This is a genomic window from Pseudomonas sp. NPDC089392 (assembly GCF_044749595.1).
In the GTDB taxonomy this organism is placed as follows: domain Bacteria; phylum Pseudomonadota; class Gammaproteobacteria; order Pseudomonadales; family Pseudomonadaceae; genus Aquipseudomonas.
Genome location: NZ_JBIVIF010000003.1, coordinates 21,273 through 42,871, shown reverse-complemented (window position 1 = coordinate 42,871; position 21,599 = coordinate 21,273). Strand labels below are relative to the sequence as shown.

The following is a 21,599-nucleotide window of genomic DNA, read 5'->3' as shown; positions in this document are numbered from 1 at the left end:
TTTCAGAAGTCGTAACGCAGGTTCAACGTGGCGTTCCTCGGCGCCCCGTAGTGGCCATAGTTGCCCGCCAGGCCGGCGTAGTATTTCTTGTCGAAGAGGTTTTCGACGTTGACAGTGGCGGCCAGGTTTTCGCTGAGCTTGTAACGCGCCATCAAGCTTGCCACGGCATAGTCTTCCTGAGTGATACGTGTGCTGCGTGTGGTGACCAGTGACTGCTTGGAGTTCCAGTTCACACCACCGCCAACGGTCAGGCGCTGCCACTCACCCGGCAAGCGATAGGTTGACCACAGCCGGAATGTATCCAGCGGCAGTTGCGGTGTCAGGCGGCCGCCTTGGGCGTTCTCCGTACGTGAATGGCTGTACCCGGTATGCACGTTCCAGCCATTGGCCACCTCTCCGGAAAGCTCCAGATCAATACCCTTGGTCTCGGCGCCGCTTACCGCGCGTGATGCCGTTGAGTTCGGCTCACCAGGAATGGTAAAGCCAGTGTCTTCTTCGGCAAAGTTGTCCCGTTTGATCAGGTAGATTGCCGCGCTGGCGTTGAGCCGGCCTTCGTAGAACTCACCTTTCCAACCCATTTCGTAGTTGTTGCCGGTGACCGGGTCCAACACCTTGCCGGTCCGGTCCCTGGCGGTCTGCGGCTTGAAGATATCGGTGTAACTGGCGTACAGCGATTGATCGGCAGTCAGGTCATAGATCAGCCCCATGTAGGGTACGACTTCACCCGTCTCCTGCAGGTTGGACGGCCTGTCGAAACCACTGGGCAGCGAGACTTGGTGGGCGTCGTAGGTGTAGTCGGTGGTCCGCGCGCCCAGAATCAGGTGCAGGTCATCGGTAAAGTTGAGGCGGGTGGCAGCGAAGTAGCCGGTCTGACGGATGTTGACGTCGTAATCCAGTACAGGGGTGTAGCTGCCTGGCTGCGGTATGCGGTTGCCCCAGGTGAAGAAGTTGAACGTTGGCGATCCCGCCGACCCGGTCAGGTGGTTGTTGCGGTAATCAAGGTAATCGAAACCTACGATCAGGTCATGGGATTGCCCTAGCAGCTCGAACGGGCCCTGCAAGGTAATGTTCATGCCGCGCTGCACCTGATGCGCCTCGACTTCCAGCAGGTCGAGGGTGGCCTGGCCGGTAGCCTGCTCGAGGGTCGCCACCCCGGCACCGGTGCGATAGAACGCTGACAGCGAGTCGCGATCAACGTCCATGTAGTTGGCCGCCAGTTTCAATTGCCAGCCGTTGGCAAGCTCCTGGTCCAGGCCAAAGGCGTAGTTTTTGGTCGTGTAGTCTTCATACATCCAGCGCGGGCCACTGCTGGTCGAGCGGGAAAAGTCGGTCGGCTGGCCGTTTTTGTAGAACAGCGGTACGCCGGGGGCGCCGTTGGCGTTGTAGGTCTGGTAGTCCACCCCCAGGCGAGCGGTGGTGGTGTCGGTAAAGTCTGCTTCAAGCACGCCGTACAACAGGTCACGGTCCTGGCTGTACCAGTCCATGAAGCTGTGATTGTTCTGCTTGGCGGCCACCAGCCGACCGCGCAGCTTGCCACCTTCGACCAGCGGGCCGGAAACGTCGGCCTCGGTGCGGTAGTAGTCCCAGGAGCCGACGCCAGCCTGTATGTAGGACTGGAAATCGCGTGTGGGGCGCTTGCGCACCATGTTGACCACCCCATTCGGTTCCCCTGCACCGGTCATCAGGCCCGTAGCCCCGCGCACGATCTCCACACGGTCGAAGATGGCCATGTCCATCAGCGTGCTGGGCATGTTGCGGGTCAGGTATTCCTGGACGGTGTTGACGCCGTCGAGTTGGTAGGTGCTGATTTCGGAACCACGCGAATAGATGTGAAAGCGCTCGCCGCCGTCCTGGGACATGGTGATGCCCGGGTTCTGTTTGAGCACATCGGTGATGCTAGCCAGGTGCTGGTCGTCCATCTGCTGGCGGGTAACCACACTGATGCTCTGCGGCGTCTCACGGATTGACAGGTTCATCTTGGTCGCCGTGCTGGTCACTCCAGTGGTGTACGACCCGGTGCCTTCGGTGGTAGCGCCCAGCCCGACACTGTTCACATGCGTTGCCGACAGCTCCATGGCCCCGCTTTCCTCACCTGCCGGAAGGATGAACCAGCGCTCGTCGTTTTCGCGCACTACCCGCAGGCCACTGCCCGACAACAGCGCCCGCAAGCCTTCGTCCACCCCGTACACGCCCTCCAGGCCCGGCGACTTGCGGCCTTGGGTGGCGGCCGGGTCGAACGACAGCACAATGCCGGCCTGGGTGGCGAAGCGGGTCAGCGCCTGGCCCAGGTCGCCCTGGCCAATGTGGTACTCACGGGGCGTGGTTTCAGCCAGGGCAGGGGTGGCAGCGAGCAGCGCCGACACCAGCAGGGCATTGCGGATACCGGCCGCCAGCGGGCGGAGCGGATGATGCGTTTTCATGGAGGGCTTCTCTTATGTTGGCAAGCGGGTCATGCACCCGTTACCCCTGAGTCGGATGAGAAAGAGAAGAAATCTCATCGCTACGCAAAAAAGTTGTCATGCACCTGGCAACGCGCTGACCGTCACCCAGTAGCGGGTACGCCGTACGATGCTTACCGGCAACACGCTGGTGATCGCGCGCAGGGCCTTGTCGCTGTTGTCTACCGGGAAGGTGCCGCTTACCCGCAACCCTGCTACCGCCGGGTCGCAGCGTAACCAGCCGCTGCGGTAACGGCCCAGTTCGGTGAGCAGCGTGTCCAGCCGCTGCTCATTGGCCACCAGCAGGCCCTGGGTCCAGGCATCCTGTTCGTCAGCCAGTTGCCGTACCGGTGCTGCACCCGCCGCAGAGAAGCGGGTGTACTGCCCGGGTTGCAGCAGCAGCGGTGCACCGTGCAAAGGGGTGATGCGCACCTGATGCTCGAACACCGCCACCTGCGTCTGCGCATCCAGCAGGTGCACCGAAAACCGCGTGCCCAGGGCCTGCACCCGACCATGCGCGGTCTGCACGAAGAACGGCCGGCCCGCCGGATCGCCTGCGGTCGTGACCATCACCTCACCGCGACGCAAATGGATCAGCCGCTGTTGCGCGTCATAGCGCACATCCGCAGCGCTGTCGGTGTTGAGCATCAGCTGGCCGCCATCGGCCAGGGCAACGGGCAGGCGCTGGCCCACCTTGGTGTGATAGTCGGCTAGCCAGGCGCCATTTTCGAACTGCTCGACACCCAGCCAGCCCAGGCTGCTGCCACCGAGCATCAATGCCACGCCCTTGAGCACGCTGCGCCGGCTGTTGTGCCGGGCCTGGCCGGCCAGGTCCAGCGTGCGCCCGGCCACTGCAGCGGGCACGCCTTGCAGGCGTTGCTGCAGGCGCTCGATCTGCTGCCAGGCCCACTGATTGGCCGTGTTCTGTTGCAGCCACTGTTGCCAGCCGAGGTGGTCCTGCGGCCCGGCCGAGCCGCTCTGCAGCAGGGTGTACCACTGCACCGCCTGCTCCAGTGCTGCGCGCTGCCTGGGGTCAGTCACGCTCATTGCAGGCCTGCTTCGAGGTTGAACAGCAGGCAGTGGTGCAGCGCCTTGGCCATATGCCGGTTGACCGTGGACAGCGAGATGCCCAGTTGCTCTGCGATGGCCTTGTACGCCATGCCTTCCAGTTGCGACAGCAAGAACGCCCGGCGCACTTCCAGCCCCAGGCCGGCCAGCATGGTGTCCAGTTCGCACAGGGTTTCCAGCAGTACGGCGCGGTCCTCTTCAGAGATATCCAGCGCCTCGGGCTGTTCGGCCAGGGTCTGCAGCCAGGCCCGCTCCATGCGCGCGCGGCGGAAGTGGTCGATCATCAGCCTGCGGGCGATGGTGGCCAGGTAGCCCTTGGGTTCGCGAACGGCTTGCAGGCGTTCGGCGGCATTCTCCGCCGTGAGGATACGCACGAATACATCCTGAACCATGTCGGTGGCCAGGTGCTGGCAGCTGAGCCGCGGTTGCAGCCAGTTGCGCAGCCAGCGGTGGTGGTCACGGTAAAGGCCATCGACCTGGGCGTGTGCATCCATGCAGGGCTTTTTCATTCGATCCGAAGCGGTACTTAAATAGGAATATTTATCATTATGGTGTTAGTCGCGGGAGCGAAACAAGGGTCATGCGATGGTTTTCAGCGGTTCGCGAATGCGTTTGAGCGGCGCTCGATCGCGTACGTACTGAAAGCCTGAAGGTAATCCGCGCGGCTGGAGAAGATTGGCGAGCGGAAAAAGGCATGAGCCGCTACACGGTCCTTGTAGGAGCGGCCTTGTGTCGCGACAGGGCCGCGCGGCGGCCCCAGGATTTCAGCGTCAACTCATGGATTGCCGGGGCCGCCTTGCGGCCCTATCGCGACACAAGGCCGCTCCTACAAAGGACCGCGTAGGGTTCGGTTATTTGATGAACCGCACCTGGCTGTTGATCTTCTCGATCACCGCCCCTTTGCGCTCATTGAAGCGCGCCTTGTTCTGCTCGAACAGGTTGTTGCCCTTGGTATCGATGGAGATGATCAGCGGGCCGAACTCACGCACGCGGTTCACCCACAAGGTCTCCGGCATGCCCAGGTCTTGCCATTCGGCGCGTTCGATCTCTTCTACCTGGGTCGCCGCCAGCACCGCGCAACCGCCTGGGAATACCGCATGCACGGCCTTGTTCTCCAGGCAGCCGGTGGTGGTTTCCGGGCCCATGCCGCCCTTGCCGACAATCAGCTTCACACCGGTCTGTTCAATGAACTGCTTTTCGAACTTTTCCATGCGCATGCTGGTGGTCGGGCCAATGGAGACCATCTCGAAGCTGCCATCGTCCTTCTTCTTGACGATAGGGCCGGCGTGGAAAATCGCGCCGCCACGCAGGTCCACCGGCAGCTCGCGGCCCAGCTCGATGAGCCGGCGGTGGGCGACGTCACGGCAGGTCACCAGTTGGCCGGTAAGGTAGACCACATCGCCCACGTTGAGGCTGGCCAGGTCTTCGTCGCTGATGGGGGTGCTGATGATCTTTTTCACAGGACTGTTCACAGGGTCACACCTTCGTGGGAGAGGATGTCATAGCTCAGGTCGGCATTGATACGGATCTTGCCGCGGCGGTGCGCCCAGCAGCCGGTGGAAACGGCAACACCAATGGTCGAGGGGTGGCGCGCCGAAGACTCGATGTTCACCCCCATCACGCTGCTGTTGCCGGTCAGGCCCTGCGGGCCAATGCCGATTTCGTTGAGGCCTTCTTCCAGCAGCTTCTCCATCATCGCCGCGCTTTCGTTGGGGTGGCTGGAGTCCACTTCACGCAGGATGGCCTTCTTCGACAGGCGTGCCGCGGTCTCTACCGAGGTCGATACCCCAACCCCTACCAGCAACGGCGGGCAGGCATTGACACCGCGAGAGGTGATGACATCGAAGACGAACTCGGTCACCCCTTCATAGCCCTGGCCCGGCATCAGTACCTTGGCCGAACCCGGCAAGGTGCAGCCGCCACCGGCCATGTACACGTCGACGATGGCGTAGTCGGCGTCGGGGATGATTTCCCAGTCCAGCCACGGGATTTTCGAGCCGGTGTTGGTGCCGGTGTTCTTCTCGATGAAGGTTTCCACCGCGTTGTGGCGCAGCGGGCCGTGGATGGTGGCTTCCTTGGTGGCGTTTTCGAGGATGCCTTCCATTTCGCCCAACAGCGGGAAGCGCGCACCGGCAGCAATGAAGTACTGGATCACGCCGGTGTCCTGGCAGCTGGGGCGGTTGAGCTTGTCGGCGTATTCCTGGTTGTCGGCCATCGAGTCGTACACGGCGATGGCCAGCGGGTTGGTTTCGGCCGCGCGCAATTTGGCGGTCTTTGCCTTCACGTCTTTGGGCAGGCGTTTGCCGATGTAGGCGGTGAACTTGGCCAACACGTCGGTCAGCGACGCGACGGCTGCTTCTTTATTGATGGTATCCACGGTTATTTCCTCAGTGCATCACAAGGCGGGTTGTTTTTGCTGCTTCTTGACGGGGGTCAGGGTGCCGGTGTGCCGGCTTCTACGCGTGCAAGGGCAGGGTGCGGCAGGCCTGGTTCTGGTTGCTCTACAGGTGCCTGGCCGTTGAGCACCTGGGTCATGTGCTGCTTATCCAGCGCACCTACCCAGTTGGCGATAGCCAGGGTGCCGACGGCATTGCCGATGGTGTTGGTGATGGCGCGGGCTTCGGACATGAAGCGGTCCACGCCCAGCAGCAGCACCATGCCGGCCACCGGGATGTTGTCCATGGTCGCCAGGGTCGCGGCCAGGGTGATAAAGCCCGAGCCGGTCACGCCTGCGGAGCCTTTGGAGGTGAGCAGCAGCACACCCAGCACGATCAGTTGGTCCATGAGGGTCAACGGCGTGTTGGTGGCCTGGGCGATGAAAATGGCGGCCATGGTGTAGTAGATGCACTGGCCGTCCGGGTTGAAGGTCAGGCCCGAAGGGATCACCAGCCCGACCACCGGCTTGGACACGCCCACCTTCTCCAGCTTGTTCATCAGCTGCGGCACCACCGACTCGGACGAGCTGGTGCCCAGCACGGTGAACAGTTCCTCCTTCAGGTATTTGAGAAACTTCCACAGGTTGAAGCCGCACAGCCGGGCAATGCTGCCCAGCACGATCACCACGAACAGGAAGCAGGTCAGGTACATGGTCGCCATCAGCTTGCCCAGCGACACGATCGAGCCCAGGCCGTACTTGCCGACGGTGAAGGCCATGGCCCCACAGGCGGCCAGCGGGGCCACGCGCATGATCATGCCAACGATGAAGAACATGCCGTGGGAGAATGCTTCCAGCACATCCACCATTGGTTTGCCGCGTGGGCCCAGGTGCGACAGGGCGATGCCGAACAGGGTGCTGAACAGCAGGATTGGCAGGATTTCGTTCTTGGCAAAAGCGTCGGTCACGCTGCCGGGTATCACATGCAGCATGAAGTCGATGAAACCACCGCTGTTGCTGGCTGCGGCGGCGGTGTAAGTGGCGATGCTCTTGGCATCCAGGGTGGCAGGGTCGACGTTCATGCCCTGGCCGGGCTGCACGATATTGACCACCACCAGCCCCAGCACCAGGGCAAAGGTGGACAGCACTTCGAAGTAGATCAGCGCCCGCACGCCCACGCGGCCGAGTTCCTTCATGTTTTCCATCTTGGCGATGCCCAGCACCACCGTGGCGAAGATGATGGGGGCGAAGACCATCTTGATCAGTTTGATGAAGGCGTCACCGATGGGTTTCAGGTCAGCGCCAACCTGTGGCCAGAACACCCCGATCAGCACCCCGAGGGTTACGCCGATCAATACCTGTACGTAAAGCTTGCCGAACAATCGCTTGGCCATTGCCGTCTCCGAATTATTGTTGTGAGTCGGATTTATCTGGCGGCCGGGCTAATCATGGGGGTGCAGGTCACACCTGGCTTGATAGCCGAAGAGCCCAGCGTTTTTGTGGTTAATCACGCAGGGCAAAAGGTAAAGGTTTTTCAGAAATGGGGTAATACAATGAAATTCAACTCATTGTTTCCCTCAAGTTAATTATGAGGCCGCAATTGAAGAGCGGTCTTGCCCGCGAAGCAGGGGCTGCGGTGGATGGCACGGCTGCGCCGGTGTTCGCTTGTAGGAGCGGGTTTACCCGCGAACACCGGCGCAGCCGGTGCCATGCACCGCGTTGAATTCTTCGCGGGTAAACCCGCTCCTACAAGAGCCTACTTTCTCGCCAACTTGCCGCTGGGCACATGCAAGTAGGACATCACGCTTTCTGTCAGCTCTGTCGCCAGCTTCACCGCTTCCTTGTTGCGCGCCATGGCGCCAGCTACCAGCCCTTCAATAAGCGCCAGCACGGCAATATTGGAGCTGGTAAGCACAGGGTGATCGGCAGGCGCGAACAACACATGGTGAGCGATGGCTGTGAGCGGTGAGGCGGGCGAGTCGGTAATCGCCAGCACGGTGGCGTTGCGCTCGCGGGCAAAGCGCGACAGTTGCAGGGTGTCCTGGGAGTAGCGGGGCAGGGCAATTGCCAGCAGGACGTCCTGCTCGGTAATCGCCGCCAGGCGGTAGGCGGCATTCTCGTTGCCGCCCTCCATGCTGATGGCACAGGTGTCCTTGCAGAACGGCACCAACGTCGAGGCCGCGAGGCCGGCCATGTAGACACTGTTGCCGAAACCCAGCACGTACACCTTGCGCGCCGCGATCAGGTTGCTGACGAAGGCTTCGAACGCATCGGCCTGGTTGTTGCTGGCGGCCCTGGCCAGGTTGCTGCTGGCGCTCTGGATCTGCTCATGCAGACCAAAATCGCCACCGGGCCGCTGGGCCAGTTCGTTGCGCAGTTTGTCCACGGGCGAGACCATTTGCTGCAAGGTCGTCACCAGCTCGGCTTTCATGCCGCTGTAGCCGCCCAGTTGCAGGGCCTTGGCCAGGCGATTGACGGCCGCTGGCGAGGTGCCGGTGGCTTGGGCCATGTCTTCGATGGTCAGGGTGGCTGCCTTCAGCGGGTGACGCAGGATGTAGTCTGCCACCTTGCGCAACGAAGGCGGCAGGTCGGGCAGGCTCTGCGACAGCTTGCGCATGACTGGCGAGGCGTACACGGTGGTGTCTTTCGAATTGCTCGGCATCCGGCTCAAGGCTCCCTGAATGAGTGGCCCTAGTGTATCCCAAGGCTTCCCCGGCAACAGCCGGGGCGCCACGGTGCTTACTTGAGGCTGCCGGCAAGAAATTGCTGCAAGCGCTCGGACTGCGGCCGCGCCAGCACCTCCCGCGGGTCGCCACGCTCCAGCGCGACCCCTTGGTGCAGGAACATGACCTGGTTGGAAACCTCGCGGGCGAAGCCCATTTCGTGGGTAACCACCACCATGGTTCGGCCCTCCTGGGCAAGCTGCTGCATGACCTTCAGGACCTCGCCGACCAGCTCCGGGTCAAGTGCCGAAGTCGGCTCATCGAACAGCATGACCTCCGGCTCCATGGCCAGGGCCCGGGCGATCGCCACGCGTTGCTGCTCGCCTCCCGACATGTGTGCCGGATACGCGTCACGGCGATGGCTGACGCCAACCTTGTGCAAGTAGTGCTCGGCTTTCTCACGGGCATCCTTGTGCGCCATGCCTAGCACATGCACCGGGGCTTCCATGACGTTGGCCAGGGCGCTCATGTGCGACCAGAGATTGAAATGCTGGAACACCATGCTCAGCCGTGAACGCAGGCGCTGCAGCTGGCTCGGGTCGGCGGCCCGCAGCCCGTCGCGTGGGCAGGTGCGCAACTTCAGTTGTTCGCCATTGACCATGATTTGCCCGGCACTGGGTTGCTCAAGCAGGTTGATACAGCGCAAAAAGGTGCTTTTGCCCGAGCCGCTTGAGCCGATGATGCTGATCACATCGCCCGCCTTGGCCTGCAGCGAAACGCCCTTGAGTACCTGATGGTTGCCGTAGCTTTTGTGCAGGTCCTGAATTTCCAGTTTGTTCATCGTTGGATACTCGTTGGTGTCAGTCGCTGAACAAGCGACCGTGGCGAATGGGCAGGCTGCCAGCGACTTTTGCCAGCCACAGGCCCGGTTGGGCGAAACGAAGGCGCTCGCGGGCATACAGAATGCCGTCGGTGGTGGCCCGGACCACGCTGTGGCGGTCACTGAGCGGGTCGATGACTTCGAACAGTGGGTCGCCGGTTCGAACCTGCGCACCCAGGGGTTGCAGATAGCTGACTACCCCGGGGTGTTCGGCATAGGCGTACTGGGCGCCGGCGAACGGCGTGGCCTGGCAGCAATGCGTGGGTGCCGCTGGCCATGGGCCGCTGACAAAGCCCTGGTCGGCCAGGTAGGCAAGCATGTGCTCTGCATCGGCCTGGCACTGTTCGCGCTCGGTATCGGCCATGCCACGCAGTTCGATGGTGGTGGCGATGCAGGCCAACGGGATGTTCGCTTGGGCAAAATGCTCGGGCAGTTTCACCCACGGCAATGCACAGGCCTCGTCGAACGCATTGCCACCGGCGTCCTCGGCAAGCAACGCCGCTTCAGCACCCAGGCGTGCTGCCAGCGAGCGCAAGCGGGGCCAGTTTTGCGGCAGTGCATAAAGCAGCATCACCGACTCGAAATCACAGTGCAGGTCCAGCACCACGTCGGCATCACACGCATGCTGCAGCAGCAGCCGGCGAAGGCCATCGAGCTCCGATTGCGCAGCAGGCAGTTCGCCAAGAATGTCGCGCATGGCGCTGCGAATGGTGGCCACGTTGGCGTCGCCGTCCTCGCCCAGCTGGCCCTCCAGGCGATTGACCAGCGCGTCGGTCAGTGCCGGGAAGTCGCGGTTGAAGTTCTTGCCGCTGTTGAACTCGAAACGGCCCTGGTGGGTGGCCTGGAACATCTGGCCGATACCGATCGGGTTGGCCAAGGGCACCAGTTCTATCACGCCTGTAAGCCGCCCTTGGGCTTCCAGCTCGGCCAGGCGGGCCTTCAGTGCTACCGCCACGCGCATGCCTGGCAGTTCGTCAGCGTGTAGCGAGGCCTGGATATAGGCCTTGCGCGGGCCGTTGCCGAAGCGAAACACGCTCAGGGTGCGTTGGCTACCGCAGGCACTCCACGGCAGGATATGGTCGATTTGCTGCATGGGTGCTCCTCAGTGCTTGCGTGGGGCCAGGTGGCTCAGCCAGCGGCGCTCGGCCACCTTGAACAGGCGTACCAGCAGGAAGGTCAGGGCCAGGTAGATCAGCCCCGCGGTAATGAATGCCTCGAACGGCAGGTAATAACGGGCGTTGAAGGTTTTTGCCGCGCCGGTGATATCGACCAGGGTGACGATCGAAGCCAGGCTGGTGGTTTGCAGCATCATCAGCACTTCGTTGCTGTATTGCGGCAGCGATCGGCGCAGGGCCGACGGCAGCAGGATGCGCCGGTACAGGGCCAGGCGCGACATGCCCATGGCACGTGCGGCTTCGACTTCACCCCTTGGCGTGGCACGCAAGCTGCCGGCCAGCAACTCGGCGCTGTAGGCGCTGGTGTTGATGGCAAACGCCAGGCAGGTGCAGAAGGTTGCGCTGGACAGGTACGGCCACAGCGGGCTCTGGCGCACAAGCTCGAACTGAGCCAGGCCGTAATACACCAGAAACAACTGCACCAGCATCGGCGTGCCGCGAATGACATAGGTGTAGAGCCAGGCCGGGTAGCGCAGCAGGCAGGCGCGCGAAACGCGCATCAACGCCAGCGGTATCGCCAGGGCCAGGCCGCAGGCCAGCGAAATCAGTAACACTTTCAGGGTTAGCGCAATGCCACTGAGGTACAGCGGCAGGCTCTGCCAGATCAGTTGGTAGTCAAGCATGATGCAGACCTTCCTTTCACAGTTCGGCGGCTTTGATGCCGAATGAGTAGCGTTTTTCCACGTTGCGTAGCAGCAACAGCGACAGGCTGGTCAGCAGCAGGTAGAGCCCTGCCACGGTAAGGAAAAATGTGAACGGTTCATGGGTGGCATCCGCTGCGTTCTTGGCTTTGAACATCATGTCCTGCAGGCCGATCACGGAAATCAGAGCGGTGGACTTGGTCAGTACCAGCCAGTTGTTGGTAAAGCCCGGCAGCACCAGGCGCACCAGTTGCGGCACGCTGATACGCCAGAACACCTGCAGGCTGCCCATGCCGTACGCGGCACCGGCCTCGGCCTGGCCTTTGGGAATGGCCAGAAAGGCCCCGCGAAAGGTCTCCGAGAGATAGGCGCCAAAAATGAAGCCCATGGTGCAGACCCCGGCGATGAACGGGTTGATGTCGATGTACTGCTCGTAGCCCAGCGCCAACGCCAGGCGATTGACCAAGTCCTGGCCGCCATAGAACACCAGCAGGATCAGCACCAGGTCAGGAATGCCGCGCACCACAGTGGTGTAGGTTTCGCCCAGTGCCGCCAGCCATCGCAGGGGTGATAACCGGCAGGCGGCGCCGATCAGGCCGAGGCTGATGGCCAGGGCCATCGCCATCAGGGCCAGGCTGATGGTTAACCACGCGCCATCGAGAATGCTCGATCCGTAGCCGTGAAGCATGATGAAAGTCCTCGTCAGGCGGGGGTTACTGGCCGTAGATATCGAACGGGAAATACTTGCTCTGCACTTGCTGGTAAGTGCCGTCGGCGCGGATGGCGGCAATGGCGGCGTTCAACCGCGCGAGGTTGGCGCTGTCGCCCTTGCGCACGGCAATCCCCGCACCGCGGCCGAAGTAGCGTGGGTCGCTGATGTCCGGGCCGACCAGTGCAAAGCCTTGGCCGGCGGGCGTCTTGATGAAGCTCTCTTCGGTATTGACGATGTCGGCGAGGGTGGCATCCAGCCGGCCCGCGACCAGGTCGAGGAAGGCTTCATTCTGGGAGGCGTAGCGCACCACTTCGACGCCTGCACTTTCCAGCTGCTCGGTCGCAAAGCGGTCATAGGTGGAGGCACGCTGCACGCCGAGCTTCTTGCCTTTGAGGTCTTGTGCCGGGTCGCTGATCTGGCTGCCGGCCTTCATCGTGAACTTGCCGGGGGTGTGGTAGTACTTGTCGGTGAAGTCGACTGACTTGAGCCGGTCTTCGGTAATCGACATTGACGACAGCACGGCGTCAATTTTGCGCACCTTCAATGACGGAATCATCCCATCGAATTCCTGGACCACCCACTGGCATCTGACCTTCATCTGCGCGCACAGGGCATTGCCGATGTCGTAGTCAAAGCCTGCAATCTCGCCTTCGGGGGTGCGGTAGGAGAAGGGCGGGTACGCCGCTTCGATGCCGATGCGCAGGCTGTCCTGGTCAGCCTGGGCCAATGCGCTGCAGGCACAGAGTGCCAATGCGCCTAGAAGTCCGGTCTTGTTCATATTGTTGACTCCGGTGGGTAGGGCGGGTGCCGGCTGATGCTGTGTGCGAAGCAGCGCGGCAAGAAGAAAATGACATTTTTAATTTCACAAATCAATGCCTATGAAAATTATTGTGTCAGTGCGATGGGCGGTACGTGTCGGACTGTAACTACGCGTTTGGCTGCTACTACGGGCAGGAGCGGGTGGCGGCGGTGGAGATGACTTACGATTGGTAGTCGCCTGAGGGACCTTGCTGTCATTACGCAGCCCATCGAGAAACAGCTGTACAGCCTTTTTTGAATCAAATACGATGCATTTGTGTGGTTTTTACAAAATATGCATTGTATATGGTGCATCGGTATATGAACGATTTAGGCGCGTTGATCAAGAGACTGCGTAAAGACGCCGGGCTTTCTCAGGCCCAGCTTGCGCAACGTCACGGCATGAGCCGAGCAACCATTTCGGGGATCGAAAACAACTCGATTCCCGAAGTGGGCATTCGCAAGGTTGCCGCGATCCTGGAGGGCCTGGGCTATGAACTGACCGCTACGCCCAGGCGCCGACGCAGGACATTGGATGAGCTGAAAGCCGGGGGTATCCATGATCAGGTCGAATGATCGCCTGTACATCGGCGCAGGCGGCAGCACTGTCGGCACGTTGGGACGCAGTGACGAGAACCCGCGTGACACAGTCTTTACCTACGACCCGGCAGCTGACGAAGCCCAAGCCGTTTCGTTGACCATGCCGACGCGGCTGGAGAGCTACAAGTGGGAGTATGGGATACACCCCTTGTTCGAGATGAACCTTCCTGAAGGGCACCTGAAAGAAGAACTCATGCGACGCTTCAGCAAGTCGGTACGCGGGTTTGACGATTTCGCGTTGCTGGGTATTGTCGGTCCCCACCAGCTTGGTCGAATCAGCATCGCCCAGCAGGCAGGTGACGACCCGATGCCGGGGATAACGCTGTCCAACCTGTTGGTTCACGACGGTGCTGAAGGACTGTTCGCCAAGTTGTTGGGCACCTATGCGACGTACTCCGGCGTATCGGGCGTTCAGCCCAAGGTACTGGTGCGGGATGTCGATGCTACCGCCCATGCTGTTGACCGGCTTACCCACCGCGGTGCCACGCACCTGGTGAAGGCATTCAACGAAGCAGACTTCCCGCAGTTGGCGGCCAACGAATTTTTCTGCATGCGGGCGGCGTTGCATTGTGGCCTTGCAGTGCCTGAATTCCAGCTCAGCCAGCAGGGCAGGTTTCTGGTGGTTCAGCGCTTTGACATCAGCGATAACGCCTACCTCGGGTTTGAGGACATGTGCGTGCTGTCGGGGTGGGGCACAGGCAAGAAGTACGACGGCAGCTACCAAGGCTGTGCGCAATTAATCAAGCTGTATGTCACGCCCGGCCGAGTACCACGCGCCCTGGAAGACTTTTTCACCTTGGTAGCTTTGTGCGCGGGCATTCAGAACGGTGATGCGCATTTGAAGAACTTCGGCCTGCTCTATGAGCATTGCGCCGAAGACGCAGACATCTGGCTCGCGCCTGCGTATGACCTGGTGACAACGACGGTGTACAGCAGCCACGACATCATGGGGCTGCTGCTGGGGGGCTCGAAAGCCTGGCCCAAGCGCAAGCTGCTGGTGCAATTCGGGCGTACCGCCTGCAACCTTACTGAAGCTCGCTGCAATGAGTTGCTGGGCAGGGTGCAGGCTGGCATGACGCAGGCAATGGCAGAAATGTCGGACTACCGACGCAGCCATCCAGCGTTTGATGAAGTGGGCACGAAAATGGCCGCTGCATGGGCGGCGGGGCTGGCCAGAAGTATTGTGACCTAGCGTGCCGGGCGACCACGGCACTGGCCCGCGTTATACTCAGCGCCTTTTGCCCATGCCGGAAGCCGCACATGCGCCAGGTTTTGCTCATCGTCGATGTCCAGTCCACTTTCAGCCCGCCCGAATGGCTGGTCGATGGCCTGCGCCGGTTGTCGGCGAACATCCCCACCGTCGCCTCGGTCGAGCTGCACGATGAACAGGTCACGCCGTTCGAGCGCCAGCTCGGCTGGCACCCGGCGGCGGAGGACGAGAGCCTGGTCGAAGCCGACCAGGTGTTCGTCAAGCATGGCTACGGGCAGAGCGCCGAGGCGATCGAGTACATTCGCCAACTGGGCGTGGAGCGGGTGCTGGTGTGTGGGCTGCAAACCGAGACCTGTGTGCTGGCCGCCGGCTTTGCTCTGTTCGATGCGGGGCTGATGCCCACCCTGGTCACAGACATGACGGTGGGGTCTTCGCTGGACCGGTCTGGCAAGCTGGGGATCGAGCTGTGGCAGCATCACTTCCGCCAGGTCACTACCTCGTCCGAGGTGCTGGCCGAACTGGCCGGGCAAGGTTCGCGCATGTAATCACTTTGCCATCAAGCGGCGCCAATGCGTATCATTGTCGATTGTAGTCCGCTGATCGAGAAGGATCTCCATGTTGAAAATGCCACGCCTGGCAGCTGTTCTGCTGCCTGCAACTATGACCTGGTGTGGCCTTGCCCACGCCTTCACCGACGGCACCGACCGGTCCGTCACCCTGGAAAAGATCGAGCAGACGTTCGTGGTGCAGAGGGATGGTAACTTCAGCGTCGACGTTGACAGCGTGCTGCTGATCAACGAAGAGCGCGCCATCAAGGCCAATGCCCAGCGCCCGGTCAGCTACAACCGTTCGCTGGAAACGCTGGACGTGCTGGAGGCCTACACGCAAAAGCCCGATGGGCGCAAAGTGCCGGTGGACGCTGCGCACATCAAGGAGCAGCAGGAGCAGGCCTCGGCGCAGGCGCCGATGTTCCAGGATTCGGTGAACAAGGTGGTCATCTTCCCGGAGGTGGCGGTAGGTGACCGGCTGGTGCTGCGCTACCAGCGTAAGCGCTTTACGCCGCTGTTCCCCGGGCAGTTCGAGGACATCACCGTGCCGGAATTCCACCCGGTCGGGCAGTTCTCGCTGACTTACGACCTGCCCGAGGGCATGCCGCTGCAGGCCGATGCCCGAGGTTTCAAGGCCGTGCCGCCAGCCACCGGGCAAGGGCGCACCGTGTATCGCTGGGACTACGTACCGGCCGCGCGGGCGCGGATCGAGACGGGAGCGGTGTCGTACCTGGATTATGGCCATTACCTGGCAGTCTCGACTTTCTCCGGCTTCAAGGCATTCGCCCAGGCCTACCAGGCCAGGGCCACGGTCGAAGTCACCCCGCAGATCACCGAGTTGGCCCAGCGCCTGACGGCCGGTTTGCCCACCGCGCGGGAAAAGGCCCTGACCCTCAGTGACTGGGTGCGCGAGAACATCCGCTATGTCGCGGTGTACGTCGGCGCTGGCGGGGTGGTGCCGCATGCCGCGCAAACCGTGCTGGACAACCGTTACGGTGACTGCAAGGACCATGTCGCGTTGCTGGAAGCGCTGTTGAGCGCGGCAGGTATCAAGAGCACGCCAGCGCTGCTCAACCTGGGCAATGCCTACGTGTTCCCCAAGGTGCCGACCCTGGGGGTGCTGAACCATGTGATCACCTATGTGCCGAGCCTGAACCTGTACCTGGATTCCACCGACCCATCGATTGCCGCGGGTTATTTGCCATTGGCCGTGCTCAACAAGCGGGTGTTGCTGACGGCCACCGGCGAGTTCGGGCAAACCCCGGCGATGCAGCTGAACCAGGTATCCAGCGACTTGCTGTTCAAGGTCAAGGTGGATGGCGCCGCCGACTTCAGCAACGTTGCGACCGTGAAAGGCTGGGCGAGCGAGGTGAGCCGCTTTGGCGTGAAACTGATGAAGCCGGCAGACCGCGACAGGTTGGTCGAGAAGGTCTTGGCTGCCTACGGGCAGCGTGGCAGTGGCTCGTTCACGATCAAGCCACCCGCAAGTAATGGCGACTTCGTCAGCAGCGTGGACGGGCGCACCGAAAACCTGGTCAACCTGCCCGGGCCGGTAGGGGTGGTGACCCTCAGCAGCCTGGCGGGCGGCATTTCGCAGAACGTGTACAGCTTCGCCATGGAGAAGGAGCGCACGCAGAGTTTCGTGTGCATTTCCAACGATACAGTGGAGACGTCGCGCTTCGAGTTCCCGGCCCAGGTCAACGTGCTGGCGATCCCCAAACCAGTGAAGCTGCATGACGGTGACGTCGACTACAGTGCGCGATATACGCAGGACGGTAATGCGGTGGTGGTGGAGCGACGCTTCAAGTTCAGCCGGCCGAACGTGGTCTGCTCGCCCGAGGATTTCACTGCGATGAAACCGGTGCTGGAGGCGATGATCCGCGACCTGCAGAGCCAGATAATCGTGCAGGCGGGCTAACCGCTCGTTACTGGGGCTGCTACGCAGCCCATCGCAGGCAAGCCAGCTCCCACAGGTACAGCGCAGATCTCAAGCATTGCGCGGTCCTTGTAGGAGCGGCTTTAGCCGCGAACACCGGCGCAGCCGGTGCCATGCACAGCGTTGCCTGCTTCGCGGGCAAGCCCGCTCCCACAGGGACAGCGCAGATCTCAAGTATCACGCGGTCCTTGTAGGAGCGGCTTTAGCCGCGAACACCGGCGTAGCCGGTGCCATGCACCGCGTTGCCTGCTTCGCGGGTAAACCCGGCAGACATCATCCAGGAGCTGGCAGAAGAGGTACTGCCGCTGTTCCCCAGCCTGCCGGGGCCGCATCCACTGAGCCAGGATTGGTAGATGCGGCAGGCCGGGCGCTGATTTACCGCCCTGTCAGAAGTCCCAGCGGGTCGTGAGCATCAGGTTACGTGGCTCGCCATAGTAGGTGGTGTCGAAGTTGCCCAGCCCGGTCAGGTAGACCTTGTCGAACACGTTGTTGGCATTGAGCGTGAAGCTCAGGTGCTCGTCATACTGGTAGCGGGCCATCAGGTCGACAAGGGTGTAGCCACCTTGCTTGATGCGTGTGTAGTCGTTGGCGACCGGGCTGTAGATGTTGCCGTAGAAGCCGCTTTGCCACCTCAGCCCTCCGCCCACGGTAACCTGGTCGAATGCGCCCGGCAGGCGGTAGGTATTGAACAGACGCACCACGTGTTCAGGCTTGGTGGTTGCCAAGGGGTAGCCGAAAATGCGCTGGTCGTCGGCGTCACGGGTACGGGCATAGGTGTAGCCGGCAGTGACGTTCCAGCCGGGCGCCAGTTCGCCGGCCAGTTCCAGCTCGACGCCCTTGGTGGTGGCGCCGTCGATGGCCTTGTAAATGCCTTCGTTGGTCACCGGGTTGGTGCCGATGTTGGAAGCGACGTTGTCTTGCTCGATGCGGAAGAACGCCAGGGTGGCGTTCAGCCGGCCATCGAAGTAGGCCGCCTTCAGCCCCGCTTCATAGCCGTCGCCTTCAACGGGCGCGAGGGTCGCGCCATTGATGTCCTTGTACACTTGCGGCTGGTAGATCGAGGTGTAGCTGGCATACACCGAGTAGGTATCGTCCAGGTCATAGACCACGCCCGCGTAGGGCGTGACCACCCCGTGCTCCTTGTAGCTGGCGTGGGTGTCACTCAGCGAAGACGTTGGGTAGAAGTCTTGGTCGTCGTTGTACTTGAAGGTGCTGACCCGGGTGCCGAGAATGACCGACAGGTTGTCGGTCGGCCGCAGGCGGGTCGCCACGTAGGCGCCGTTCTGGCTTTGCATGGTGGTGTAGTCACCGTTCTTCGGGAAGTTCTGCTCCGGGATTTTACCGTTCCAGTCGAAGATCGAGCCCGGCACCATGGCAAACGCGCTGCCGTCATAGGTATCGCCGGTCTGCCGCGAATGCGAAGTCATGAAACCTGCCACCAGGTCGTTCTCACGGCCGAACAGGGTGAACGGGCCGGACACATTCAAGTCTGCCGTGTTTTGCACGCGGTGGCCTTCCCAGCGCCCCCAGTACAGGAACATGCCCTCGCCGGTGACCGGGTGCGGGTTGCCACCGCTGGCAGACGCCAGGCGTGTGTCATGGTCGCTGATCATGTGGTTGAGGCTGAGTTTGGCCTTCCAGTTGTTGGCCAGGGTTTGTTCCAGCGAAGTGAAGTAGGTGGTGGACTGGAAGTCCCGTCGGCTCCAGTCTGCCCCGGGGTTGTGCGAGCGCGAAAAGTCGGTGCGGCTGCCGTCGGAGAAGTACGTCGGGTTACCGGTCCAGGTCGACCCGCGCGGGGTGGTGGCCTGGTTGTCGATGCCGAAGGTCAGCAGGGTGTCGGGCGTCAGGTCGGCTTCGAGAATGCCGTAGTAAACGTCCTTTTTCTGCTTGTAGTGGTCCAGGTACGACTTGCGGTCCTGGTAGGCACCCACCAGCCGGCCGCGCACGCTACCCGTGTTGTTGAGCGCGCCGGAGATATCGCCTTCAGTGCGGTAGTTGTCCCATGAGCCTGCGCTGGCGGTGATCGATGCCTTGAACGCCTGGGTGGGCTTCTTGCGTACCAGGTTTACCGTGGCAGACGGGTCGCCGGAGCCGGTCATCAGGCCGGTGGCACCCTTGATCACTTCGATGCGGTCGTAGGCGGCCATGTCGACGTGGGTCACGCCCTCATCGTACACCCCGTCATAGATGGTGTTGATGCCATCGTACTGATAGTTGGTAATGGCAAAACCGCGCGCGGAATACTCCATGCGTTCACTGTCATAGGCCTGCACCGAAACCCCGGGCGTATTGCGCAGTACGTCACCGATGTCTTGCGAGCCGTGGTCGTCGATCACCTGGCGGGTAATGATGCTGACCGACTGCGGTGTTTCACGCAGGGTCAGTGGCAACTTGGTTGCCGTAGTCGAACCACCGGTGGTGTAGGCGCCGGTGCCCTCTGTGACATTACCCAACCCCAGGCCATCGATGCGGCTGGGGGCCAATTCCACCACGTCACCCTGGCCTGTGGCCAACAGCAAGGAATAGCGCCCGTCGCTCTCGCGAGTGGCCTGCAGCCCTGTGCCGCTCAGCAGTATCTGCAAGGCCTGGTCGATGTCATAGCGCCCGTCGAGCGCCGGCGAACGTTTACCGCGCGTCAGCTGGGTGTCGAACGACAGCACAATGCCGGACTCTGCGGCGAACTGCGTCAGCACTTCGCCCAGGTCGCCTTGCGGCAGGTGGTAATCATGGGCTTGGCTGGCGCAGACAGCGCCAGGCCCACCGAGCAGGGCGGCCAGCATCAGGCAAGTGCGCAGGCCTGGCGCGGTGAATGGCCTGGGGTTGAAGCGGCGGGTCATCTTCGCGTTTCTCTGATAGGTAAGTGTCGGGTTACCTATGAGTCGGATAAGCCGCGCCAAAGTGATCAGGTGTCGGGTAATTATTACGCTGCGGTGATCGTTACCCAGAAGCGGGTACGGCGCTGTACTTGCACCGGCAGGGATGTGGCCAGGGCCCGTAGAATCTGGTCGGTATCGTTGAGCCTGTAGGTGCCGCTGATGCGCAGCGCCGCCACGGAAGGTGCGCAGCGCAGCCAGCCCGGCCGGTAGCGTGAGAGGTTGCTGATGAACTGGTCAAGGCGCTGGTCATTGGCGATCAGCAAGCCCCGGCCCCAGGCGTCAGCTGCCAGCGCGTTGGTTTCCAGCGAGGAGAAGCCCTGGTCATTGAACTGGCAGCGTTGGCCGCTGTTGACCTGCAGGGTTTGGCCAGAAGCCAGGGTCACCTGTGCTTGCTGGCCAAATACTTCAAGGCTGCTGCTGCCATCGAGCAACCGCACGGCAAAGCGGCTTTCGCCCGCGTCGATCGTGCCATTTCCGGTAATGACCCTGCAGGTCTGGCGCGCTGGCACAGTGACCATGAGCTCACCTTGGCGCAAGCGCAGCCATGGTGCGTCGCGCCGGTCATCTACATCCAGCGCAGACGCAGTATTGAGCATCAGCGCAGTGCCATTGTTCAGCACCAGCGAACGCTGTTCGCCCACCCCGGTACGCACATCTGCCAGCAGCGGTGACTGTTTGATTTCCCGGTAGCCACCCATGCCCAGGGCGCCGCCGCCCAGAAGCACCAGGCCGGCCTTGACCACCCGCCGCCGGCTGGCATGCCGGCCATGCGCTGCCAGCGTCAGCACGCGTGCCGAAGCCGGGCTCTCGCTTGCTGCCATGCGTGTTTGCAGGCGTTCGGCCTGCTGCCAGGCCCAGGCATTGACGGGGGCCGCATTCAGCCAAAGCTGCCAGGCAGAATAATCACTGGCCTGCACCTCACCGCTGTTGAGCTGGCTGAACCAGTGCGCGGCCTGGCGCAACGAAGCCAGTTGCTCGGTATTCAGGTTGGCGTTCACTGGTCGTGGCCAAGGCTGTAGAGCATGCAATGTTCAGCTGCTTTGGCTACGTAGCGGCGCACGCTGACTTCGGAGATACCCAGCTGGGTGGCGATGTGTTTGTAAGGCATGCCATCAATCTGCGAAAGCAGGAATGCCTCACGCACCTTGGGCCCGAGCGAGGCCAGCATGGCGTCCAGTTCGAACAAGGTTTGCAGCAGGGCCAAGCGTTGTTCAGGGGAGATATCCAGTGCTTCCGGCTGCTCGGCGAGCACCTGCAGCCAGGCCCGTTCCAGGTGCACGCGGCGCAGGTGGTCGATCATCAGGCGGCGTGCGATGGTTGCCAGGTAGCCTTTGGGTTCGCGCACGGCCTCAAGCTTGACGGCAGCGTCGGCGGCAGACATCACCCGCACGAACACATCCTGCACGAGGTCGGCGGCCAGGTGGTTGCAGTTCACCCGTGGTCTCAGCCAGTTATGCAGCCATTTGCTCTGGGCCCGGTATAGCTGGCTGACTTGAGAGGTGAAGGCTATATCCGGGGTGCTCATCCATGCCGCCTGAAAATATTCGCAAATGTTAATGGTTCGCATTTTATGCAAAGTATTTCAGGGTTTGCAATCGCAGCTCTTTTAAAACTGCACATAACTCATTGACTTGGCAGGGGCCATGTAGGAGCGGGTTTACCCGCGAACACCGGCGCAGC

At 61.8% G+C, this 21,599-nt stretch carries 19 protein-coding genes and 1 pseudogene; 5 read left to right on the top strand and 15 right to left on the bottom strand.

Going from position 1 to position 21,599, the window contains the following annotated elements; translation table 11 throughout:
• Nucleotides 1–2: 2 nt before the first annotated feature.
• From ACIP1G_RS03870 to ACIP1G_RS03815, 12 genes are all read right to left on the bottom strand, one after another.
• Nucleotides 3–2,420: a TonB-dependent siderophore receptor gene (locus ACIP1G_RS03870; protein ID WP_400733933.1), complete on the bottom strand. Its 2,418-nt coding sequence runs from the start codon at nt 2,418–2,420 to the stop codon at nt 3–5.
• Between the two features lie 96 nt (nt 2,421–2,516).
• Nucleotides 2,517–3,485, bottom strand: coding sequence for a FecR domain-containing protein (locus ACIP1G_RS03865; RefSeq protein ID WP_400733931.1), 969 nt, complete (start codon nt 3,483–3,485; stop codon nt 2,517–2,519).
• On the bottom strand, nt 3,482–4,000 hold the full coding sequence (locus ACIP1G_RS03860) for a sigma-70 family RNA polymerase sigma factor (RefSeq protein ID WP_400733928.1): 519 nt from the start codon (nt 3,998–4,000) through the stop codon (nt 3,482–3,484). The genes ACIP1G_RS03865 and ACIP1G_RS03860 overlap by 4 nt, the downstream gene beginning before the upstream one ends.
• 357 nt (nt 4,001–4,357) lie before the next feature.
• A complete protein-coding gene (gene ttdB / locus ACIP1G_RS03855) occupies nt 4,358–4,966 on the bottom strand; it encodes a L(+)-tartrate dehydratase subunit beta (protein WP_400734507.1) in 609 nt (202 codons plus the stop codon).
• Between the two features lie 8 nt (nt 4,967–4,974).
• Nucleotides 4,975–5,874 (bottom strand): L(+)-tartrate dehydratase subunit alpha, encoded by a 900-nt coding sequence (ttdA, locus tag ACIP1G_RS03850; protein ID WP_400734505.1) that lies wholly within the window; start codon nt 5,872–5,874, stop codon nt 4,975–4,977.
• Between the two features lie 65 nt (nt 5,875–5,939).
• Complete coding sequence (locus ACIP1G_RS03845) at nt 5,940–7,274, bottom strand: dicarboxylate/amino acid:cation symporter (protein ID WP_400733926.1); 1,335 nt, start codon at nt 7,272–7,274, stop codon at nt 5,940–5,942.
• 362 nt (nt 7,275–7,636) lie between these two features.
• A complete protein-coding gene (locus tag ACIP1G_RS03840) occupies nt 7,637–8,542 on the bottom strand; it encodes a MurR/RpiR family transcriptional regulator (RefSeq protein ID WP_400733923.1) in 906 nt (301 codons plus the stop codon).
• Nucleotides 8,543–8,619: 77 nt separating this feature from the next.
• A complete protein-coding gene (locus tag ACIP1G_RS03835; RefSeq protein ID WP_400733921.1) occupies nt 8,620–9,384 on the bottom strand; it encodes an ABC transporter ATP-binding protein in 765 nt (254 codons plus the stop codon).
• A gap of 19 nt (nt 9,385–9,403) precedes the next feature.
• Nucleotides 9,404–10,516, bottom strand: a complete 1,113-nt coding sequence (locus ACIP1G_RS03830) for a succinylglutamate desuccinylase/aspartoacylase family protein (protein ID WP_400733919.1) — start codon at nt 10,514–10,516, stop codon at nt 9,404–9,406.
• A gap of 9 nt (nt 10,517–10,525) precedes the next feature.
• Nucleotides 10,526–11,221, bottom strand: coding sequence for an ABC transporter permease (locus ACIP1G_RS03825; protein WP_400733916.1), 696 nt, complete (start codon nt 11,219–11,221; stop codon nt 10,526–10,528).
• Between the two features lie 16 nt (nt 11,222–11,237).
• Complete coding sequence (locus ACIP1G_RS03820) at nt 11,238–11,927, bottom strand: ABC transporter permease (RefSeq protein ID WP_400733913.1); 690 nt, start codon at nt 11,925–11,927, stop codon at nt 11,238–11,240.
• A 25-nt stretch (nt 11,928–11,952) separates the two neighbouring features.
• Nucleotides 11,953–12,729: an ABC transporter substrate-binding protein gene (locus ACIP1G_RS03815; protein WP_400733910.1), complete on the bottom strand. Its 777-nt coding sequence runs from the start codon at nt 12,727–12,729 to the stop codon at nt 11,953–11,955.
• Between the two features lie 341 nt (nt 12,730–13,070).
• On the opposite strand from ACIP1G_RS03815, the gene ACIP1G_RS03810 reads away from it, so the two are divergent.
• From ACIP1G_RS03810 to ACIP1G_RS03790, 5 genes and pseudogenes are all read left to right on the top strand, one after another.
• Complete coding sequence (locus tag ACIP1G_RS03810; protein WP_400733908.1) at nt 13,071–13,325, top strand: helix-turn-helix domain-containing protein; 255 nt, start codon at nt 13,071–13,073, stop codon at nt 13,323–13,325.
• The gene (locus tag ACIP1G_RS03805) at nt 13,309–14,541 is read left to right on the top strand and encodes a type II toxin-antitoxin system HipA family toxin (protein WP_400733905.1); all 1,233 of its coding nucleotides are present in this window, start codon (nt 13,309–13,311) and stop codon (nt 14,539–14,541) included. The genes ACIP1G_RS03810 and ACIP1G_RS03805 overlap by 17 nt, the downstream gene beginning before the upstream one ends.
• Nucleotides 14,542–14,609: 68 nt before the next feature.
• Nucleotides 14,610–15,104: an isochorismatase family cysteine hydrolase gene (locus ACIP1G_RS03800; RefSeq protein ID WP_400733903.1), complete on the top strand. Its 495-nt coding sequence runs from the start codon at nt 14,610–14,612 to the stop codon at nt 15,102–15,104.
• A gap of 70 nt (nt 15,105–15,174) precedes the next feature.
• Nucleotides 15,175–17,025 (top strand): DUF3857 domain-containing transglutaminase family protein, encoded by a 1,851-nt coding sequence (locus ACIP1G_RS03795; RefSeq protein WP_400733900.1) that lies wholly within the window; start codon nt 15,175–15,177, stop codon nt 17,023–17,025.
• Between the two features lie 284 nt (nt 17,026–17,309).
• Nucleotides 17,310–17,396 (top strand): annotated as a pseudogene (locus ACIP1G_RS03790) (hypothetical protein); the annotation flags it as partial.
• A gap of 33 nt (nt 17,397–17,429) precedes the next feature.
• Here the strand turns inward: ACIP1G_RS03790 and ACIP1G_RS03785 are convergent.
• The 3 genes from ACIP1G_RS03785 to ACIP1G_RS03775 all read right to left on the bottom strand — a co-directional run bounded on the left by ACIP1G_RS03785 (nt 17,430) and on the right by ACIP1G_RS03775 (nt 21,444).
• On the bottom strand, nt 17,430–19,880 hold the full coding sequence (locus tag ACIP1G_RS03785) for a TonB-dependent siderophore receptor (protein WP_400733897.1): 2,451 nt from the start codon (nt 19,878–19,880) through the stop codon (nt 17,430–17,432).
• Nucleotides 19,881–19,963: 83 nt separating this feature from the next.
• Nucleotides 19,964–20,917 carry a FecR domain-containing protein gene (locus ACIP1G_RS03780; RefSeq protein WP_400733894.1) on the bottom strand — a complete coding sequence of 318 codons (954 nt, stop codon included), beginning with the start codon at nt 20,915–20,917 and terminating at the stop codon, nt 19,964–19,966.
• Nucleotides 20,914–21,444 (bottom strand): sigma-70 family RNA polymerase sigma factor, encoded by a 531-nt coding sequence (locus ACIP1G_RS03775; protein WP_400733891.1) that lies wholly within the window; start codon nt 21,442–21,444, stop codon nt 20,914–20,916. Before ACIP1G_RS03775 ends, ACIP1G_RS03780 begins: the two co-directional genes overlap by 4 nt.
• Between the last annotated feature and the right edge of the window lie 155 nt (nt 21,445–21,599).